General features: G+C 69.7%; 23 protein-coding genes and 2 pseudogenes. 18 read left to right on the top strand and 7 right to left on the bottom strand.

Annotated features, from left to right (window positions below; translation table 11 throughout):
- Together AAHG09_RS30715 and AAHG09_RS30710 are read left to right on the top strand one after the other, a co-directional pair.
- Positions 1-124, top strand: a pseudogene (locus AAHG09_RS30715) (porin family protein); the annotation flags it as partial.
- Positions 125-530: 406 nt separating this feature from the next.
- Positions 531-665, top strand: coding sequence for a hypothetical protein (locus AAHG09_RS30710; RefSeq protein ID WP_342111965.1), 135 nt, complete (start codon positions 531-533; stop codon positions 663-665).
- Positions 666-780: 115 nt separating this feature from the next.
- Here AAHG09_RS30710 and AAHG09_RS30705 read toward each other — a convergent pair whose 3' ends face one another.
- Positions 781-1,335 carry a PAS domain-containing protein gene (locus tag AAHG09_RS30705; protein ID WP_342111963.1) on the bottom strand — a complete coding sequence of 185 codons (555 nt, stop codon included), beginning with the start codon at positions 1,333-1,335 and terminating at the stop codon, positions 781-783.
- Positions 1,336-1,510: 175 nt separating this feature from the next.
- Here AAHG09_RS30705 and AAHG09_RS30700 point away from each other — a divergent pair, with 175 nt between their 5' ends.
- The 4 genes from AAHG09_RS30700 (at position 1,511) to sorB (ending at position 4,374) form a co-directional block, all read left to right on the top strand.
- Complete coding sequence (locus AAHG09_RS30700; RefSeq protein WP_342111960.1) at positions 1,511-1,726, top strand: hypothetical protein; 216 nt, start codon at positions 1,511-1,513, stop codon at positions 1,724-1,726.
- 222 nt (positions 1,727-1,948) lie between these two features.
- Positions 1,949-2,608: a carboxymuconolactone decarboxylase family protein gene (locus AAHG09_RS30695; protein ID WP_342111958.1), complete on the top strand. Its 660-nt coding sequence runs from the start codon at positions 1,949-1,951 to the stop codon at positions 2,606-2,608.
- A 231-nt stretch (positions 2,609-2,839) separates the two neighbouring features.
- Positions 2,840-4,042: a SorA family sulfite dehydrogenase catalytic subunit gene (gene sorA, locus AAHG09_RS30690; RefSeq protein ID WP_342111956.1), complete on the top strand. Its 1,203-nt coding sequence runs from the start codon at positions 2,840-2,842 to the stop codon at positions 4,040-4,042.
- Positions 4,043-4,053: 11 nt separating this feature from the next.
- Positions 4,054-4,374 carry a SorB family sulfite dehydrogenase c-type cytochrome subunit gene (gene sorB / locus AAHG09_RS30685; protein WP_342111954.1) on the top strand — a complete coding sequence of 107 codons (321 nt, stop codon included), beginning with the start codon at positions 4,054-4,056 and terminating at the stop codon, positions 4,372-4,374.
- Between the two features lie 49 nt (positions 4,375-4,423).
- Here sorB and AAHG09_RS30680 read toward each other — a convergent pair whose 3' ends face one another.
- On the bottom strand, positions 4,424-4,849 hold the full coding sequence (locus AAHG09_RS30680) for a GFA family protein (protein ID WP_342111952.1): 426 nt from the start codon (positions 4,847-4,849) through the stop codon (positions 4,424-4,426).
- A gap of 105 nt (positions 4,850-4,954) precedes the next feature.
- Positions 4,955-5,383 carry a Ros/MucR family transcriptional regulator gene (locus AAHG09_RS30675; protein WP_342111949.1) on the bottom strand — a complete coding sequence of 143 codons (429 nt, stop codon included), beginning with the start codon at positions 5,381-5,383 and terminating at the stop codon, positions 4,955-4,957.
- A 365-nt stretch (positions 5,384-5,748) separates the two neighbouring features.
- On the opposite strand from AAHG09_RS30675, the gene AAHG09_RS30670 reads away from it, so the two are divergent.
- From AAHG09_RS30670 to AAHG09_RS30655, 4 genes are all read left to right on the top strand, one after another.
- The gene (locus AAHG09_RS30670; protein WP_342111947.1) at positions 5,749-6,138 is read left to right on the top strand and encodes a hypothetical protein; all 390 of its coding nucleotides are present in this window, start codon (positions 5,749-5,751) and stop codon (positions 6,136-6,138) included.
- A 129-nt stretch (positions 6,139-6,267) separates the two neighbouring features.
- Complete coding sequence (locus tag AAHG09_RS30665) at positions 6,268-6,666, top strand: cupin domain-containing protein (protein ID WP_342111946.1); 399 nt, start codon at positions 6,268-6,270, stop codon at positions 6,664-6,666.
- Between the two features lie 125 nt (positions 6,667-6,791).
- Positions 6,792-7,052 (top strand): hypothetical protein, encoded by a 261-nt coding sequence (locus AAHG09_RS30660; protein WP_342111944.1) that lies wholly within the window; start codon positions 6,792-6,794, stop codon positions 7,050-7,052.
- Positions 7,053-7,174: 122 nt separating this feature from the next.
- Positions 7,175-7,486, top strand: a complete 312-nt coding sequence (locus AAHG09_RS30655; protein WP_412760113.1) for a hypothetical protein — start codon at positions 7,175-7,177, stop codon at positions 7,484-7,486.
- Between the two features lie 7 nt (positions 7,487-7,493).
- Here AAHG09_RS30655 and AAHG09_RS30650 read toward each other — a convergent pair whose 3' ends face one another.
- Entirely contained in the window at positions 7,494-8,150 is a 657-nt protein-coding gene (locus AAHG09_RS30650; protein WP_342111939.1) for a GntR family transcriptional regulator, read from the bottom strand.
- Positions 8,151-8,416: 266 nt separating this feature from the next.
- Between AAHG09_RS30650 and AAHG09_RS30645 the strand changes: the two genes are divergently transcribed.
- The 3 genes from AAHG09_RS30645 to AAHG09_RS30635 all read left to right on the top strand — a co-directional run bounded on the left by AAHG09_RS30645 (position 8,417) and on the right by AAHG09_RS30635 (position 10,773).
- Complete coding sequence (locus AAHG09_RS30645) at positions 8,417-9,721, top strand: MFS transporter (RefSeq protein ID WP_342111936.1); 1,305 nt, start codon at positions 8,417-8,419, stop codon at positions 9,719-9,721.
- Between the two features lie 240 nt (positions 9,722-9,961).
- Positions 9,962-10,441: a biotin/lipoyl-containing protein gene (locus tag AAHG09_RS30640; RefSeq protein WP_342111934.1), complete on the top strand. Its 480-nt coding sequence runs from the start codon at positions 9,962-9,964 to the stop codon at positions 10,439-10,441.
- The gene (locus AAHG09_RS30635; RefSeq protein WP_342111932.1) at positions 10,441-10,773 is read left to right on the top strand and encodes a hypothetical protein; all 333 of its coding nucleotides are present in this window, start codon (positions 10,441-10,443) and stop codon (positions 10,771-10,773) included. Before AAHG09_RS30640 ends, AAHG09_RS30635 begins: the two co-directional genes overlap by 1 nt.
- Before the next feature lie 29 nt (positions 10,774-10,802).
- On the opposite strand, the gene AAHG09_RS30630 is transcribed toward AAHG09_RS30635, so the two are convergent.
- Complete coding sequence (locus AAHG09_RS30630; RefSeq protein ID WP_342111930.1) at positions 10,803-12,509, bottom strand: thiamine pyrophosphate-binding protein; 1,707 nt, start codon at positions 12,507-12,509, stop codon at positions 10,803-10,805.
- A gap of 125 nt (positions 12,510-12,634) precedes the next feature.
- Here AAHG09_RS30630 and AAHG09_RS30625 point away from each other — a divergent pair, with 125 nt between their 5' ends.
- From AAHG09_RS30625 to AAHG09_RS30610, 4 genes are read left to right on the top strand one after another with little or no spacing between them, the layout of a single operon-like run.
- Positions 12,635-13,042 (top strand): cobalamin B12-binding domain-containing protein, encoded by a 408-nt coding sequence (locus AAHG09_RS30625; protein WP_342111928.1) that lies wholly within the window; start codon positions 12,635-12,637, stop codon positions 13,040-13,042.
- A 10-nt stretch (positions 13,043-13,052) separates the two neighbouring features.
- A complete protein-coding gene (locus AAHG09_RS30620; RefSeq protein ID WP_342111926.1) occupies positions 13,053-14,501 on the top strand; it encodes a phenylacetate--CoA ligase family protein in 1,449 nt (482 codons plus the stop codon).
- Positions 14,498-15,475 carry a methylmalonyl Co-A mutase-associated GTPase MeaB gene (gene meaB, locus AAHG09_RS30615; RefSeq protein ID WP_342111924.1) on the top strand — a complete coding sequence of 326 codons (978 nt, stop codon included), beginning with the start codon at positions 14,498-14,500 and terminating at the stop codon, positions 15,473-15,475. The genes AAHG09_RS30620 and meaB overlap by 4 nt, the downstream gene beginning before the upstream one ends.
- Entirely contained in the window at positions 15,472-17,163 is a 1,692-nt protein-coding gene (locus AAHG09_RS30610; protein WP_342111921.1) for a methylmalonyl-CoA mutase family protein, read from the top strand. The genes meaB and AAHG09_RS30610 overlap by 4 nt, the downstream gene beginning before the upstream one ends.
- Positions 17,164-17,306: 143 nt before the next feature.
- On the opposite strand, the gene AAHG09_RS30605 is transcribed toward AAHG09_RS30610, so the two are convergent.
- Positions 17,307-18,362: an enoyl-CoA hydratase/isomerase family protein gene (locus tag AAHG09_RS30605; RefSeq protein ID WP_342111919.1), complete on the bottom strand. Its 1,056-nt coding sequence runs from the start codon at positions 18,360-18,362 to the stop codon at positions 17,307-17,309.
- 192 nt (positions 18,363-18,554) lie between these two features.
- Here AAHG09_RS30605 and catC point away from each other — a divergent pair, with 192 nt between their 5' ends.
- Positions 18,555-18,839 carry a muconolactone Delta-isomerase gene (gene catC, locus AAHG09_RS30600; protein WP_342111917.1) on the top strand — a complete coding sequence of 95 codons (285 nt, stop codon included), beginning with the start codon at positions 18,555-18,557 and terminating at the stop codon, positions 18,837-18,839.
- A gap of 30 nt (positions 18,840-18,869) precedes the next feature.
- On the opposite strand, the pseudogene AAHG09_RS30595 reads toward catC, so the two are convergent.
- Positions 18,870-18,994, bottom strand: a pseudogene (locus AAHG09_RS30595) (IS630 family transposase); the annotation flags it as partial.

The following is an 18,994-nucleotide window of genomic DNA, read 5'->3' as shown; positions in this document are numbered from 1 at the left end:
CCAGGGCGCGTTCGTCATCAACGCCGCCAACAACTTCCCGGTCGTCTACAGCGGCATCGGTCGCCGCTCCGACGAGTTCGCCGTCGTCCGCGCCGGCCTGAACTACAAGTTCGGCTCGTACTAAGACCGGCTGGATCTGCTCCCGGCAGCGATGCCGGGAGGCGCGGCGGCGGGCGTGGGGTCGTTGGTCCGCCTCACCGCTTCCCGCCGTCGATAGGCAGCCCGTGGGCTCGCCTTCGCATCCTCAGCCCGATCAGACCGGCCGCGAGGTCGGCGACACCCCGGGAGCCCCGCTCCCGGGGTGTTCGCGTTGGTGACGCCGGACGGTGTCGGGCTCATCGACACGATGTGCTCCCGCGCACGCCGCGCAGGCTCGGTCGGGCGTAACCCGTCTCCCGTGGCTGCCACGCCCCCTCGGCAGCCCGATCCAGCGGCGCAGTGACCCTTCGGGTTGCTGCGCCGTTGTCGTTCGGGCTGACGCTGCCGCCGACAAGGCGTAAGATGCCGCGACTCAACCGCGGAGAGACAGCATGGGCCTGCTCGCCTTCATCCTCATCGGTGGGCCGTGGGTTGCCGGGACGGCGTGGCTGTGGCGCCGCGCGGGCGGCCTGGAGGCGTGGCGGCGCGCCGTGCATGGTCCGGCTGCCGGCAACACATCATCGTAGGGCCGCGCCCGATCACATCGCCACGGGCCACGACAGCGTCCAATCGCGCGCGGACCCGAGTCCCTGCCGCGGCAGGCTCCCGGCCGAACCGGTATCCCTGTCGGCAAAGGGCGCGCTAATGGAAGCGTTGGGTCGGCCGGCCCGATGCCATCTCCTGGGCGAGCAGGCTGCCCGCGACCGTCAAGGCGAGCCTCAGCATGGGCAGCAGTTCCTTGGCGCCGTCGTCCTCGATGAGGCCATGGGCCATCAGCAGATGATCGGCGATCAGCTCCAGCGATGAACCGGTGCGTTTCGTCGACCCGGTGGGCGGCGGAATGAAGCGCCCGAGCGTGCCGTAGGCGCTCAACGGCTCGGAGCCGCTGGGGCTGATCTCGGTGAGGGAGCCGAAATAGCCGAGGAAGGTCCGACCGGGCGGCCCGAACGAGGGGACGGCGCCTCCGGCGACCCAGGCATAGCTCCCGTCGGCGCGACGCAGCCGGTGTCGGAAGCTGTATTCGCTCTGTTGATCGCGCGCCGCGCGCAGGAAGTTGACCGCGATTTCGCGGTCGTCAGGATGCACGGCGTCGAGCCAGCCGTGCCGCGTGGCCGAGGTCGTGTCCCGTCCCGTGAAGGCGCCCCAGTCCGGACTGAGGTAGGTCACTTCGCCGTTCGCTGCCGTGACGAAGATCATCTCGAACGCTCCGGCGGCCTGAGCCACGCCCCCCTGTCAGGCGCCTCTGGCCGAGCCCTCGCATTAGAGCGCGCGCGCGAAGATTGTCTAACTGTAACTTGCACGGGCATTTTGCCTCGTTCATGGGTTGTTGGCTTATAGGAACACATCTGCTCACGCCGGTCTGGATGCCGTCATGAACAAGCATGAACCGCATGAGCATCCGGTGGTTCAGAAGATCGCCGATGCCCTCGGTGTGCCGGTCGCGTGCTTCTTCGCCAATCCCCGATCGGCGGGGCCGGCGTCCGGCGAGGACGAGTGCCTGCGTCTCTGGGGCGAGATCCGGACGGAGGAGGGACGGCGGCAGGCGCTTCAACTCCTCCGCGTGATCGCCCAGATGGAGCGGCGGTAACGTCAAGGCCGCCGCGGGCCCGGCGCCGCTGGATGGCGGCTGAGGCGCAGGCCGGCGGAACCCAGCGCGGCCGAAACGACCCCTCGAACCTGGGATTCGCATCGACCCGGCGGACGACGGACCGCGCGCCCGCGTCAAACCGCTGGACCCCGGCGTCCGACCCGTCGACACTGCCGGCGACGAGGCGCGCCGAACTGCGCCCGCCCTGGGGAGGGATCGACGATGGGAAGGCTCGGAATCCGTGGCCTTGCGGCCGTGGCAATCCTCGCGGCGAGCGGGGGCTGGCTGGCAGGGCAGGGGATGCGGGGGGCGGGCGCGCACGCGCCGCGCTTCCCGCAACTGACCCTGGAGCAACTCACGCCGGCCCAACGCCCGCTCGGTGAGAAGATCCTGAAGATATCGAGCGTCGGGCTGGCCGGCCCCTACAATCCGATGATCCGCAGCCCCGAGATGGCGCAGCGGATGTACGACCTGCTCGACTATCTGCGCTGGCACACCTCCGTGCCGACGCGGCTGAACGAGTTCGCCATCCTGATCCAGGGGCGTCTGTGGCGCTCGCAGGTGGAGTGGTTCGCCCACGCGCCGCTGGCCCTCAAGGCCGGGCTCTCCGAGCAGGTCGTGGCGGATCTCAAGGCGAACAAGCGGCCGGAGGGTATGAAGCCCGACGAGGCCGCCGTGTATGATTTCTGCATGGAACTCTCCACGCAGCATGCGGTCTCGGACGAGACCTTCGCGCGGGCCAAGGCGGTGCTGGGCGAGCAGGGCGTCGTCGACCTGACCGCGCTGACCGGCACCTACGTGACGGTCGCCATGTTGCTGAGCATGGCCGAGGAGGGCGTGCCGCCCGGCAAGGAGCCGCCGTTCAAGCCCGGAGAGCCGTAGCGCACACGGTCCGCGGGGTTCGGGCCGGGCGCACGATCAGACCCGTACGGCCGCGCGCGCCGATCTCGCGCGGGACCGGCCCTCGTCGCCATGGCCGCCAGGCCGGGCGGCGCCCGATCCGGTGCGGATATCGAACCGGCATGGAACGTCAGCGCAGGGGCCGGGCGGTTGCTTGACGCCCTCGCGGTCGCGGCCCAAGCCTGAGACGCCCCGTGACGAGAGAGGCTGGCGATGATGGACAGGCGGAGTCTTCTGGCGGTGCTGGCCGCAGGCGCGGGCAGCCGTGCCCTCGCGCCGCTCAGCGCCGCTGCGGATGAGACCGCGACGCTGCCCTTCGGCAACGGCGAGCGGCCGCTCGTGGCCTATCCGGGCAAGCGTCCGCTCCTGCAGATGACCGCCCGCCCGCCGCAACTGGAGACGCCGTTCGCGGTGTTCGACGCGGGCGCCATCACCCCCAACGACGCCTTCTTCGTCCGCTACCACCTCGCCGACATCCCCACGGAGATCGACCCGCAGGCGTTCCGCGTCGCGGTGACGGGTCATGTCGAGCGGCCCCTCGACCTGTCGCTGGCCGACATCAAGGCCCTGCCGGGGCAGACCGAGATCGTCGCCGTCAACCAGTGCTCGGGCAATTCCCGCGGCTTCTTCGAGCCGCGCATGGCCGGGGGTCAGCTCGCCAACGGCGCGATGGGCTGCGCCCGCTGGACCGGCGTGCCGCTCAGGAGCGTCCTCGACAGGGCGGGCGTGAAGGCCGGGGCCGTGCAAGTCTCGTTCGGGGGCCTCGACGGGCCGGTCCTGCCGGAGACGCCCGACTTCACCAAGGCGCTCCCCCTCGATCAGGCGAATGACGGCGAGGTCCTGCTGGCCTGGGGCATGAACGGGCAGGACCTGCCCTGGCTCAACGGCTTCCCCCTGCGCCTCGTGGTGCCAGGCTATTACGGCACCTACTGGGTCAAGCACCTCAACGCCGTCACGGTGCTCGACAAGCCCTTCGAGGGCTTCTGGATGAAGACCGCCTATCGCATCCCCGACAATGCCTGCGCCTGCACCGAGCCCGGCAAGGCGCCTGACAAGACCGTGCCGATCGGCCGGTTCAACGTCCGCTCCTTCGTGACCAACCTCGCCGACGGCGCGCAGGTGAAGGCCGGCCGCGTGCCGCTGCGCGGCATCGCGTTCGACGGCGGATCGGGCATCAAGGCGGTGGAGATCTCCACCGACGACGGCAAAACCTGGAACCCGGCCCGGCTCGGCCAGGACCTCGGCCGCTACGCCTTCCGCACCTGGACCGCGGAGGCCGATCTGGCGCCGGGGCCATATGCCCTGCGCGTCCGCGCGACCGGCAACGACGGCGGCACGCAGCCGATGGAGCCGCGCTGGAACCCGGCCGGCTACATGCGCAACGTCGTCGAGACGACCCGCATCCGGGCGGCCTGAGGGAGATCGCCATGCCCCGCTTCATCGCGTTGCCCGCCCTCTGTCTCCTGCTCGCCGCGTCGGCCGCGCGCGCCGCCCCCGACACCTACGCGCTGCCGGAGCCGACGGCGCAGTTCAAGGCCCCCCCGGATGCCGGTCACGCGGCCGGCTTCCAGGCCGCGCAGGAGAATTGCCAGACCTGCCACTCCGCCGACTACGTCGCCATGCAGCCGCCCCGGAAGGGGCCGGCGTTCTGGGACGCGGAGGTCGCCAAGATGGTCAAGGTCTACCACGCCCCGATCGAGGCGGAGCAGGCCAAGGCCATCGCGGCCTATCTCGGGGCGACCTACTGAAGGACCCCGCCGGTCCGCGCATCCCCGGCATCGACTGGGGGGCGTGGGCTCAGGCGGCGGGCGTGTAGCGGAGCGTCCCTGCGCGCCGCGTCGGCTGGCCGGTGTCGTTCGTGTGGTTCACGCCGTCCATCACGGGCACCGCCTCAAAATCGAACGGGCTCACGCCCTCCAGGCAGGCCACGTTGACGGCGTAGAGGGTGCTGTCGGAGCGCCGCTGATGGTGCGTGTAGATCCCGCAGCGGGCGCAGAAGTAGTGCTCGGCCGTGCCGGTATGGAAGCGATAGCGGGTCAGTGCCTCCGCCCCCGCCTGGATCCGGATGCCGTCCGCCTCCGCCATGGCCACCACGGCGCCGCGCATGCGGCAGTACGAGCAGGTGCAGCGCCGGATCGACTGGAAGCCGTCGCTGAGCGCCCCCTCGAACCGCACCGTGCCGCAATGGCACCGGCCGGCATGCAGCTTCGTCTCGGCCTTCATGGCGCCGGGTCCCCCTCTCTCTCCACGCACCGAGCGTACCGGCGCGGCCGGGACCGGACAATTCAGAGTTTCGCACGCGCCGTGTGAGCGCGCCTCATGCGAGGATCAGCGCGGCGTGAGGCCGAGATGGATCGCCCGGGCGATCTCGGCGCGCCGCGCGACGTAGCCGGGCGCGGCCATCGGGTAATCGTTCGGCAGCCCGTAGCGCGTGCGATACTGCTCCGGGGTCAGGCCGTGAGCCTTGAGATGACGTTTCAGGGTCTTGTAGGAGCGGCCGTCGATGAAGCTGATGATGCCGTCCTGCTGGACCGATCGGCGGATCTCGGACGGCGTCGGCTGCTCGGTCGGGGACGTGACGGCATCCACCGGCCGGGCGAGCGCCAACAGCGCCGCGCGCACGCTCGTCAGGATCTGCGGGAGGCCATCCGGCGGCACGCTGTTGCGCGCGAGATAGGCGACGACGAGGCGCACCGCGAAGCCATCTATTGCGTGCCGAAAATCGGCTGTAAACTGATCTGCTTCGGACCGAATCATCACGAGCTCCCGCCAAAACACATACAATTTGGGGATACTCATACATATCGCCAAGTCAACGCGGAGGCGCGACGGGTGTGGCCGGCGCTGCGCGCAGGCTGGACCAGCGATCGAACCTCACGCGGCAGGTCCGACCCCCGATCGTGGAATCCGCGCCCAGCACGCGGCGAGGCGACGGCCGGCTGTGGGCCTCGGTGCGCCGCCGCTTCCTCTCCACCGGGCTTCGTGATCCAATACTGTCTCCGCCAGTCACGAGGTCTCTCCAGGGAACGGTTCCTCTGTCCTCGCGTCGACAGGTTGAAGAGCCGGCCGCAACTGGGCGGCCGTCGGCGGTCCCACGCCGCGCCCGCGCAGGCTGCGTCGGCATGCGGGTCGCACCGCTGCTGGTGCTCCTGCTAGCGCCGCCGTCCGTCCGTGGGGAGGAGGCGCTCGGCCTGATCGCCCCGGACGCCCCCGATCTCGGCGTGCCGCCCGAATCGGAGATGCGCGCCAGGGTCGCCGCCGAGTTCCCGGATGCGCCCCTCGTCCGGTTCCGGAAGGTCAGGCCGATGACGGGGGAAACCGGCCACGACGTCGCGTTCTGCGGCCAGGTCAGCGCGGCGCCGCCGGAGCAGCGGGAGCCGAACTTCCACCTGTTCCTCTACGGCCGGACCGCCGAGACCGAGACCGTTCGGATCCTCGGATCCGAATCCCTCAACGGCTACCGCATCGGCCGCAAGCTGATCGGTGCCCTGCGGCGGATCGGCTGTCTCTAGATGCCCCCCCGGGCGCCAACCGGCGTGAAGCGGGTGCCGGGACTGTAACGCGCCCTCGAGGTCGGCCATTCCCGGGCGGGGCGGCCGCTGTCATGCTCCCGGACACCGACGACGATCCGGGAGAACGCGATGACACGCCGCCCATCCGCCGGGAGATGCCTGATCGTGGCCGGCGCGCTCGTCTTCGCGGGGGCGGCGGCGGCCCAGGAGGTCAAGCGCACCGAACTCGGCCGCCAGCCGGTCTCGGGTGACGAGAGCCGCGAGATCGTCATGCAGCTCGTCGAGATCCCGCCGGGGGCGACCTCGCGCCGGCACTTCCACAACGGCGAGGAGGCCTACTACGTGCTGGAGGGCGGCCTCGCGCAGGTGCCGGGTCAGGCGCCGAAGGAGCGGCCGGCCGGCGAGCGCGGCATCAACCGGCGCGGCGTCCCCCATGCCGGCTACACGGTGGTCGGCGACAGGACCGTAAAGATCCTGTCGGTCTACGTCGTCGACAAGGGCAAGCCCCTGCAGGAGGCCGCGGAATGAGGCAGGCGTGACCCGCTGCCCCATCGGCGGCGGGAATGTGGCAGAAGCTTGACTATTGCTATCGAATCAGTTTTAAACTTGACCGTTGCGTCATAGATACACCCCCAAGACGATTGGAGGTTCCGATGTGCGCGCGGAAGACCTTCTACATTTTTGCCAAGTCGGCCGATGCCCAGCAGTTCTGCGCCGTCCGGCAGGATCAGCCGATCCCCGCGATGATCGACGGCGTGCAGTGGCATTACGTCAGCTGCATCGACACCTCGCGCGATAAACCGTACGGCTTCGACGTCGATGACGCCCAGAAAGCCATGCGGCATCGGGGCGTCTACTTCTACAGGCGCGAATTCATCTTCTCGCACGTCGGCGGCCTGCGTCAGGCGGCCTGATCGGGGCCTCCCACCGGGATGCCTTATAACGCCGCATCCCGTTCCGGATGGGCGAACCGATCGCGGGGGCCATCGCTTGGCACGCGGCGGGATCCGGCAGGTCGGATCGCGGTCGCGGGAGGATGGACGTGTCGTTCAGGAAGGGTCTGGCCGGCGTGATGCTGGCGATGATGGGCGCGGCCCCGGCTCCGGCCCGGGCCTGGGGCGTTCCCGGATGCACCAATCTGCCCGAATACAATCGCGCGCTCGGGGCCCTGCAGGGGATGACCAGCGCCTGCGACATGAGCGTCGAGGAAGCCCGGCGCGTCATCGCGGCCCATGACGGGGTCGCCGCACCGCCGCCCGCCGCGGTGGCGCCGGCGGTCGCGCCGCCGCCCCGGGCCCATCGCCGGCCTCATCGGAAGGCCCGGCACGCGCACGCGAATCGGCCCTAGGGCCATATCACGGGGCGGGCCGCTCGATCCGCACGCGCTCGAACGCGTCCACCACATGGCGGCGCATGAGATCGGCCGCGCCCTCGGCGTCGCCGGTGATCATCCGCTCCAGGATGCGGCTGTGCTCCTGCCAGACGCTGATCGACATGCCCGGGTAGCGCAGCACCTGCCCCATGGCGCGGCGCAGGTGCAGCCAGTGCAGCCGCATGGTCTCGCCGATGATCGGGTTGCCGGAGAGCTCGTACAGGAAGGCGTGGAAGTCCATGTCGGCCTGGAGGGTGGCCCGGGCATCGCCCGCCACCACGAGGTTGCGGCCGTGCTCGACCAGGGACCGGCCGCGCACGATGGCGCTCTTGCTCAGGCGTTGCGCCGCGAGGCGGACCGCCAGGGGCTCGACCGCGGAGCGGAACTGGTAGATCGCCTCGAAGAACTCGGGCTCGACCGCCGTGACGGTGAGACCCCGGCGGCCCGACTGGACCAGGAAACCCTGCGCCTTCAGCACCGCGAGGGCGTGCGTCACGGGCTGGCGGGAGACGCTCAGCCGGGCGGCGATGTCGTCCTGCGTCAGGCGCTCGCCCGGCTTGAAGGTACCGTCACACAGGGCGTCGAGAATCACCGCGTAGGCTTGGTCGACAAGGCTCGTCGACGGTTCGAGTGACTGCACGCCCAAAACTCCCGCCCGCTTCCCTTCGAACGGTATCCGGCCCGCTTGACAGAATCGCAAGCCGTCTGCACGCTGCGTTCCGTGTACTGAATTCCGTGTTCGTTGAGGCGCCGCGAATTCGAATGCAATCGGGGCCGGAACGCCACCGGCCCGAAGCGCGAAAGCAGTCTTCGTCAGAAAGGCTGCCGCAGAAAACTGCCGAGAACTGAATCGGCGCAAAGACGCCGAACCCCGAAAAAAGAACTGTGATCGACAGGGAGGACGTCATGTCGAGCGGTCTCACGCTGAACCCCGTCGCCGGCCTGTCGGATCGCGACGCGCTCTACGGGCGCGTGCTCCGGCGGGTCGTGCCGTTCCTGCTGGTCTGCTACGTGGCGGCCTATCTCGACCGGGTGAATGTCGGCTTCGCCAAGCTGCAGATGCTGAGCGATCTCAAGTTCAGCGAGACCGTCTACGGCCTCGGGGCCGGCGTGTTCTTCCTCGGCTACGCCCTGTTCGAGATCCCGAGCAACATCATCATGGTGCGGGTCGGCGCCCGTTACTGGATCTCGCGGATCATGATCACCTGGGGGCTGATCTCGGCCGCGATGATGTTCGTATCCTCGCCGACCAGCTTCTACGTGCTGCGCTTCCTCCTCGGCGTGGCGGAGGCGGGGTTCATCCCGGCGATCATCTACTACCTGACGGTCTGGTTCCCCGCCTCCCACCGCGGCAAGGCCTCGGCGCTGTTCCTGGCGGGGATCCCGCTCTCGGGGATCATCGGCGGCCCGGTCTCAGGCTGGATCATGACGGCCTTCCACGGCACCACCGGCCTCCAGGGCTGGCAGTGGATGTTCCTGATCGAGGGCCTGTTCGCCACCGCCCTCGGCGTCTGGTGCTTGGTCCGCCTGGACAACGACCCGGCTTCGGCGACGTGGCTCACCCCGGCCGAGAAGGAGCGGATCACCGCCGACGTCGCCGTCGAGGCGCGGGACAAGCCGCTGCACTCGGCCCGTCAAGGCCTGACCAGCGGCCGGATCTGGCTGCTCAGCGGCACCTACTTCTTCTTCACGATGGGCCTCTACGGGATCAGCTTCTGGCTGCCCTCGATAATCCGGGACAGCGGCGTCAAGGATCCGCTGACGGTCGGCCTCCTCACGGCGATCCCCTACACGGGTGCCTTCGTGACGATGTTCATCGTCGGCCTGAGTTCCGACCGGCAGCGCGAGCGGCGCTGGCACTTGGCGGTGCCCGCTGTGGTCGGGGCGGCGGGGCTCATCGCGAGCGTGATGGTCGCCCACAGCCCGGTCCTGGCGCTGGCGGCCCTCACGGTGGCTTCCGCCGGGACGCTGACCTGCATCCCGCAATTCTACACCCTGGTCCCGGCCGTACTCTCGGGCGCGGCGGCGGCGACCGGCCTCGCGGTCGCCAACTCGGTGGGCAGCGTCGCGGGCTTCGTGAGCCCGTATCTGCTGGGCTGGGTGAAGGACGCCACCGGCAGTACGGGGCAGGGGGTGATGGTGCTGGGCGCCATGCTGGTGATCGGCGCCGCGCTGGTCTTCCTCAACCCGGCAAAGCTGGTGAACCGCTGAGCGGGATCTCGTCGCCCGACGCGACTGACCTGTGAGGGCGTGACCTTGAAACGGATCCCCGCTTCCGACCGAGATGCTTCGCCTCGACTTGCAGGCTGGCCCAGCCTTGTTCCCTGACTTGTCGGGCAGGCCGAAGACCACCTATCTTCCATCAGAGCCCGGGCCGAAGAATCGCGAACGCCGGACCATGTCCGTGCGCAGCGCGAAGAGGTCGGGGTCTGTGGACTGAGAGGGTGGCCGATGGCCTCGACGGATGTCTTGGTTCCTGAACTCGGTGCATCTATCGCCGAGGCGACGCTCCGCCGCTGGTTCAAGAAGCCGGGTGACGTCGTGGTGCTGGGCGAAGCCATCGCCGAAGTCGAAACCGGCATGGTCACGCTCGATGTCGAGGCGCCCGAGTCCGGTGTGCTCTCTGATCCCGTGGTCTCAGCCGGGGCATCCGTCATGCCCGGGGCCGTCCTCGGCCAGATAAACCATGATTGGCCCGCGCGAACGGAGGACCCACAGGAGGCCGCCACAAACGCCGTTCTTCCGTCCGTGGCCGTCTTCGGTATCGAGGAGCACCCGGTGTACGATGAGGCCGGTGAGCTCACGCGTTCGGCGTGGCAGGCGATCGAGCGCGCGACGCTATCCAGAGACGCACGACGGATCGCCGCTTCACTCGATCAGACATTGGAATTCGTAAAGGAGAGGTGCCGAGCAGTCTCGGGACGGCTGTAATGGCCGGCATGCAGGACATCCTCAGGGCAGCCGATTTGATATCGGATATCCGGAAAGTCTTTGGCAAGATCGAGAACTTGGAGAAGGGTCAGAAGGAGATTGCCGAGGCGATCAGCACCCTCGACAAGAGGCTGCGCGAGGTCGAAGCCGGGCTGCGCGAGACGCGCTCCGAAGCCAAGTACGAGGCCGTCAAGGAAGCTTCGAACATCGTGACCGCCGTTCAGACCCACCTTTACAGGGAGATCAAGGATCTCGCGGTCGATGTCGATCGGCTCAACCGCGCGGTGGAGCAATCGACGCCGAAGCCCCGCCTGCCGCTGAAGCGCGGCTGAGGCCGCTTTACGGACGCACGCTTACCCGCTCAGCTCTCCCGCCAAGCCCGCTCGGCCCGGTCCCAGGCCTCCAGGGGTTGAAGATCGGGCACCCAGGCCAGGCCGCTCTTGGCATCCGACGAGACGGCCCCGGTGGTCACCAGCACGTCCAGCAGGGCAGGGCGGTTGGCCATCGCCCGGTCGAGGGCGTCGGGCAGATCCTCGGCCCGTTCCACCCGCTCGGCATGCAGTCCGAAGGCGCGCGCCATGGCGGCGTGGTCGGCGCGCTGGAGCCGCGTCCCGACCACGCGGCCGTGCGTGACCTCCTGATCGTGGACCTCGATCTGCCACGCGCCGTTGTTGGCCACGACGAACAGGACCGGCGCGGCGTGGCGCTTCGCGGTGTCGAGTTCCATGGCGTTGAAGCCGAAGGCGCCATCCCCGGTGGCGACCACGACGTTGCGGCCGGGAGCGGCCAGCGCCGCCGCGATCCCATACGGCACGCCGACGCCGATGCAGCCGAATGGGCCGGGATCGAGCATGGTCCGGGCCGAGAGGCCGACCCGGGCGAAGCTCAGGAAGTCGCCGCCATCGGTGACCAGCACGGCCTCAGTCCCGGCCGCCTCCTGGATCGCGGCGAGCAGGCGGTTCGGATGCATGAACCCGTCCGCGCCATCCGGAGCCGTTCGGGATTGCGCCCGGAATTTCTCGGCCCGCGCGGCGTGGCCGTCGCGCAGGGCGTCCGCCCAGGCGCGGTCGAGGGAAGGGGCGCGGTCGCCGATCGCGCGCGTGAGCGCCGCCAGGGTGGCGCCGGGATCGGCCAGGAGGGCGGTGCCGGGGCGGTTGTCGCGCAGCTCGCCGGGGGCGCCCGCGATCCGCAGGAACTGCGCCGCGCCGAACACGGCCGGCGAGCCGTAGGCGAGCTGGAAGTCGAGCCGACGGCCCACCGTGATGACGAGGTCGGCCTCCTGCATGGCCCGGCCCCGCATCGAGGCGATCACGGACAGATGGTCGTCCGGCACCAGCCCGCGGCTCTCACCCGTATCCAGGTAGGGGCAGCCGAGGCGGTCCAGGAACGCGATGAGCTGTGGGCCGGCCTCGCGCGCGCCGCGTCCGCTGATCACCAGGGGCCGCTTCGCTGCCAGCAGCCGATCGACGGCATGGCCGATCGCCTCCGGATCGGGATGGGCCCGGGCCGGGCTGCGCGGGCGCATCAGTTCGGGCAGCATCAAGGGCGGCGGCACCGGGGCCCGGAGCACGTCGGTCGGGACGTCGAGATAGGCCGGCCCCGGATCGCCGCCCTCGCCGAGCGCCCGCGCCACGGCCTCGGCGAGTTCCTGCGGCAGCAGGCCCGGCTCGCGTACGGTGCGGGCATAGCGGGTGATCGGGCCGACGAGCCGGGCGTGGTCGAGGTCCTGCAGGGCACCGCGGTTCTCCTGCGCCCGGGGCGGGGTGCCCGACAGCACGAGGACCGGCATGCGCGACACATGCGCGTTGGCGATGCCGGTGATCGCGTTCGTCAGGCCCGGCCCCGCGGTGACCAGCGCGACCCCGAAGCCGCCCGCGACCTCGGCCTCGGCCTGCGCCATGTGGACGGCCGCCCGCTCGTCGCGCACGTCCACGATGCGGATGCCGGCCGCGTCCAGCGCCATCCAGATCGGCATGATGTGGCCGCCGCAGAGCCCGTAGACGCGTGTGACGCCGTGGTTGCGCAGGAACGCGGCGATCACGGATGCGGCGCTGCTGTCGCTCGCCATGTGCTTCTCCCCCCGTGCCCGATCCCGTCTGCGGCGCTGCAATATAAGTTCACTCTTGACCGCAAATCGGCACGATCTTACCAAAGGTATACGGAGTACGGAATTCAATAGCGAGGGCCGAGGGGATGAGCCAGCCGATCCGCGTCCTGTTGGCCAAGGTCGGCCTGGATGGTCACGACCGCGGCGTGAAGGTGGTCGCCCGGACCCTGCGCGATGCCGGCATGGACGTGATCTACTCCGGCCTGCACCGCACCCCCGAGGAGGTCGTCACCGCGGCGATCCAGGAGGATGTCGACGTGCTCGGCGTCAGTCTGCTCTCGGGCGTCCAGCTCACCGTCTTCCCGAAGATCTTCAGGCTCCTGTCGGAGCAGCAGGCGGACGACCTGATCGTCATCGCGGGCGGCGTGATGCCCGACGAGGACGTGGTCGCCATCAAGGAGATGGGCGTGCGCGAGGTCCTGCTGCAGGACACCCCGCCGGAAGTCATCGTCAACACCCTGCGCCGGCTGGTGGCCGAGCGTGGCGAACGTTGAGGAGGCGGCCATGGAAGCCTGGACCTTCCCCACCGCCTACGACGACAGCTACTTCCCGGCCGAGGGCAGCCGCTACTGGTTCCCCCGCCGAGAGACCATGCCGGCGGGCGAGCGCGAGGCCGCGATCCTCGGCCGCCTGCGCGAGGTCTGCGCCTACGCCTACGCGAACGCGCCGTTCTACCGCCGCCGCTGGGACGAGGCCGGCTTCCATCCGGACCAGCTGAGGAGCCTGGAGGATTTCGAGGACCGGGTCCCGGTCGTCACCAAGGCGGAACTGCGCGCCTCGCAGAACGCGGCCCCGCCCTTCGGCGACTACCTCTGCGTGCCGGACCGCGAGATCTTCCACATCCACGGCACGAGCGGCACCACGGGGCGCCCCACCGCCTTCGCGATCGGCCGCAACGACTGGAACGCCATCGCCAACGCCCATGCCCGCATCATGTGGGGTATGGGCATCCGGCCGGGCGACATGGTGTGCGTGGCCGCCATCCTCAGCCTGTACATGGGCAGCTGGGGGGCGCTGGCCGGGGCGGAGCGCCTGGGCGCACAATCCTTCCCGTTCGGGGCCGGCGCGCCCGGCATGACGGCCCGCTGCGCCCAATGGCTCGCGAGCCTGAAGCCCGCGGCCTTCTACGGCACGCCGACCTACGCCCTGCACCTCGCCGAGGTCGCCCGCGACGAGGGGCTCGACCCGCGCGATTTCGGCCTGCGCATCATGTTCTTCTCGGGCGAGCCCGGCGCCTCGATCCCGGGCGTGCGCGACCGCATCGCCGAGGCCTTCGGCGCGAAGGTGTTCGATTGCGGCTCGATGGCGGAGATGTCGCCGTTCATGAACGTCTCGGGCACCGCCGAGACCGAGGGCATGCTCTGCTGGCAGGACGTGGTCTACACCGAGGTCTGCGACCCGGCCACGATGCGCCGGGTGCCCTACGGCAGCCGCGGCACCCCGGTCTACACGCATCTGGAGCGCACCTCGCAGCCGATGATCCGGCTGGCCTCGGGCGACCTCACCCTCTGGACCGACGACCCGACCCCGTGCGGGCGGACCTATCCGAGCCTGCCGCAGGGCATCTTCGGACGGATCGACGACATGTTCACGATCCGCGGCGAGAACGTCTACCCGAGCGAGATCGACGCCGCCCTCAACGAGACCGCGGGCTACGGCGGCGAGCACAGGATCGTCATCAGCCGCCAGGCGGCGATGGACGAACTGCTGCTGCGCGTCGAGGCCGATGACGCCGTGTTCGCCCGCGGGCCTGAGGCCGTCGAGGCGTTCCGCCGCGACACCTGCCACCGGCTGCAGAAGATGCTGGGCCTGCGCGCCCAGGCCGAGATCCTCGCCCCCAACACCCTGCCGCGCACCGACTTCAAGGCGCGCCGGGTGATCGACGACCGGGCGGTGTTCCGCGACATGCACGCCCAGATCGCCGATCAGGGCGCCGCGCGGGGGGCCGCGTGACCCCCTCCCGCGACCTCGTGGAGCGCGTGGCGGCCGGTGCCGTGCCGGCGATCGGGCGGATGATCTCCCGGGCCGAGGCCGGCTCGCCGGAGGCGCGTCCGGCACTCGCCGAGATCTACCGCCGGGCGGGCCGCGCCCATATCGTCGGCCTGACGGGTGTACCGGGCAGCGGCAAGTCGACCCTCGTGGCGACGCTGACCGCCCATCTGCGCCAAGCGGGCCAGAAGGTCGGCGTCGTGGCGATCGACCCGTCGAGCCCCTATTCGGGCGGCGCCATCCTGGGCGACCGGATCCGCATGGCCGACCATGTCTGCGATGCGGGCGTGTACATCCGCAGCATGGCCACAAGGGGCGCCATGGGCGGCATGGCCCGGGCGGCGCTCGACGCCGTCGACATCCTGGATGTCGCGGGCTTCGATACGGTGATCATCGAGACGGTGGGCGTCGGCCAGGACGAGGTCGAGATCGCCCGGGCCTCGCACACGACGATCGTCGTGTCGGCCCCCGGCCTCGGCGACGAGATCCAGGCGATCAAGGCCGGCATCCTGGAGATCGCCGACATCCACGTGGTGTCGAAATGCGACCGCAGCGACGCCAACCGCACGCTCACCGACCTGAAGCAGATGCTCACCCTCGGCGCGCTGACCGCCCGCCAGGCCGCGTGGCGCGTCCCGGTGATCGGCCTGTCCGCCTACAAGGGCGAGGGCTTCGAGACCCTGATGACGGCGATCGAAAACCACCGTCGCGTCGCCTTCGAGACCGAGACGGGCGCGCAGCGTCGGCAGGCCATCGCCCGCTTCCGCCTGGAGAAGACCGCCGAGACCCTGCTGATCGAGCGCTTCGCCCGCGGCGCGGCCTCCGTCGCCGGGCCGCTGGCGGACCGCCTCAGCACCCGGGACGGCGACCCCTACGGCCTCGCCACCGAACTCCTCGAACAGGCCCTCGCGCCGCACGCATCCGGAGCATCGACATGACCAGCCTCATCGACCGCAAGACCGTCGAGGCGCTGCGCTCGGAGGAGGCCGAGTGGGAGCGGAAGGAGGTCGACGCCTTCCTGAAGAAGCAGGCCGAGCGCAAGCCGGAATTCTTCACCCTCGGCGACATCCCGGTGAAGCGCGTCTACACGGCGGCCGACGCCGCCGAGACGCCGATCGAGGATATCGGCCTGCCCGGGCGCTACCCGTTCACCCGCGGCCCGTACCCGACCATGTACCGCTCGCGGAACTGGACGATGCGCCAGATCGCGGGCTTCGGCACCGGCGAGGACACCAACAAGCGCTTCAAGTACCTGATCGCACAGGGCCAGACCGGCATCTCGACCGACTTCGATATGCCGACCCTGATGGGCTACGATTCCGACCACCCGATGAGCGAGGGCGAGGTCGGACGCGAGGGCGTGGCGATCGATACGCTCGCCGACATGGAGGCGCTGTTCGACGGCATCGACCTGGAGAAGATCTCCGTGTCGATGACCATCAACCCGTCCGCCTGGATCCTGCTCGCCATGTACATCGTGCTGGCGGAGAAGCGCGGCTACGACCTAGACAAGCTCTCGGGGACGATCCAGGCCGATATCCTCAAGGAGTATATGGCGCAGAAGGAGTACATCTTCCCGGTGGAGCCGTCGGTCCGCATCGTGCGCGACTGCATCACCTACTGCGCCAAGACCATGAAGCGGTACAACCCGATCAACATCTCGGGCTACCACATCTCCGAGGCCGGTTCCTCGCCGCTCCACGAGGCGGCCTTCACGCTGGCCAACCTGATCGTCTACGTCGAGGAGGTGCTCAAGACCGGGATGCCGGTCGATGCCTTCGCGCCGCGGCTCGCCTTCTTCTTCGTCTGCCAGGCCGACTTTTTCGAGGAGGTCGCCAAATTCCGGGCCCTGCGGCGCTGCTACGCCAAGATCATGAAGGAGCGGTTCGGGGCGCAGAACCCGGATTCGATGCGCCTGCGCTTCCACTGCCAGACCGCCGCGGCCTCGCTGACCAAGCCGCAATACATGGTCAACGTGGTGCGCACCTCGATGCAGGCGCTGGCGGCCGTGCTCGGGGGCTGCCAGTCCCTCCACACCAACGGCTACGACGAGGCCTTCGCGATCCCCACCGAGGACGCGATGCGCATGGCCCTGCGCACCCAGCAGGTGATCGCCGAGGAGACCAACGTCACCCAGGTCATCGACCCGCTCGGCGGCTCCTACTACGTCGAGAGCCTGACCACGGAGTACGAGGCCCGCATCTTCGAGATCCTCCGGGAGGTGGAGGAGCGTGGCGGCACCCTCAAGCTGATCCAGGAGGGCTGGTTCCAGCGCCACATCGCGGATTTCGCCTACGAGACCGCGATCCGGAAGCAGACCGGCGAGAAGCCGGTGATCGGCGTGAACCGCCTCGTGGACGACACGCCCGATCCGAAGATCGAGACCCACCCCTACGACCAGTCCACGGCCGACCGGCAATGCGCCCGCACCCGCCGGGTCCGGCAGGAGCGCGACCCGGTGAAATTCGATCTGCTGCTGCAGCAACTGGTGGAGGTGGCGGAGGACCCGAACCAGAACATCCTGCCGATCACCATCGAGCTGGTCCGCTCGGGCGCCACGATGGGCGACATCATCGAGACGCTGAAGGGCGTGTGGGGGACGTACCGGGAGACGCCGGTGTTCTGAGGGTTCAGCGTCGGCGGAAGCGGGCGTCTCCCTCTCCCCGCAAGCGGGGCGAGGGGTTCACCGTGGTCACCATCGGCGGAGCCGGCGAAGCGTGGACCCGTGAGTTCGGCGAAGAGAGGGAGCGCGTGGCGGAACCCACCCGCTCAGCTAAAGCTCGGCTCCGTCTCGCCCGCGGGCTCGAAGGCGGCGCGAATGGCCTCCGGATCGACGGTGTCGAGCGTCGCCGGCTGCCACGCCGGGCGATTGTCCTTGTCGACGAGGACCGCGCGCACGCCCTCGTAGAAATCGTGCCCCCGCATGATGCGGGTCACCAGCCGGTACTCCGTCCGGATCGCCTCCGGCACGGTCAGGCTGGCCCCGCGCCGCATCTGCTCGAAGGCGAGGCTGAGGCTGGTCGGCGAGCGGAGGCGGATCGTGCGCGCCGTCTCGGCGGCGAACTCCGAATCCGGGGCCGCATCGAGCCTGTCCAGGATGGCCTGGACGCTGTCGGCGGAGAAGCACGCGTCGATCAGGCCGGCCTCCCGGATCACCGGTCCCGCCTCCGGCGCGGGCGCGGCATGGGCCGCCACGGCCTGCGCGATCGCGATGCCCGCCGCCAGATCATCGACGATCGCGGGGAAATCGGCGGCGCGCGCCGCATGGGTCGCGAGCCCTAGGGCGAGGGCGTCGCCCGCGCCGATCCGGGATCCGGTCAGCGCCAGATAGGTGCCGGCATGTCCCGGCAGGCGCGGCAGCAGCGCCGTGGTGCCGACATCCGGGATGAAGCCGATCCCGACCTCCGGCATCGCGAAGGCGTAGGACTCGGACGCCACCCGGACCGGCCCATGCACCGAGATGCCGACGCCGCCGCCCATGACGATGCCGTCGATCAGCGCGACGATGGGCTTCGGGTAGCGCGCCATCGCGGCTACGAGGTCGTACTCGCCCTGCCAGATCGCGAACATCGCCTCGGTCTGCCCGGCCTTGTCGGCCTCGTAGATGCGCCGGACGTCGCCGCCCGCGCAGAAGGCCCGGCCGCCGCTGCCCTGGACCGCCACGCGGGTCACGCGCTCATCGGTCTCCCAGGCCCGGAGCTGGTCCTGCATCGCCCGGATCATGCCGAGCGTCAGGGCGTTCAGGGCCTTGGGCCGGTTCAGCGTCACGAGGCCGAGGGCACCGCGCGTCTCGAACAGCACTTCGTCGGTCGCAGCTTCGGTCATCGTCGGACGCATCCCCCCGTTTCAGTGTGGATCGATGGGGTGGTTGAATAGGCGCGCATCCGGGGCGCCGCAACGCGGGGTCGGCGCGGAACAATCACGCCCGACCGTACCGGATCCGGACCGCGGGGCGCTCAAGCTGCGCGGCCGCATCGGCTACGGCATCGATCACCCGGTCGGCGGAGGACGAACCCGATGCTCTACATGGTCCACATGCAGGTCACCATTCCGGCGAGCCTTCCGAAGGCGGAGGCGGATCGCCTGAAGGCCGAGGAGAAGGCCTTCGCGCAAAAGCTGCAGCAGGACGGGCGGTGGCGACACTTGTGGCGCGTCGCCGGGCAATACGCGAACTACAGCGTGTTCGACGTCGCCGGGAACGACGAACTCCACGAACTGCTGACGGCGCTGCCCCTCTACCCATACATGGCGATCGAGGTCACGCCGCTGGCGCAGCATCCCTCGGCCATCGCGGCCAACTGATACCAATTGGGGTGCTGATAACCGATAGGGTCACCGGCGCAGTCGGATGGACATGATCTTGTACGGTTGATCGATGAGGCGGTTCCAGGCGTGGCAGCCCTGGTCGACGATGTCGTCGCAGGAGGCGAGGATCCGATCGCCGAGCCGGGTGTCGC

Source organism: Methylobacterium guangdongense, assembly GCF_038442355.1.
GTDB classification, from domain to species: Bacteria; Pseudomonadota; Alphaproteobacteria; order Rhizobiales; family Beijerinckiaceae; genus Methylobacterium; species Methylobacterium guangdongense.
This window is presented reverse-complemented; position numbering and strand designations above follow the sequence as displayed.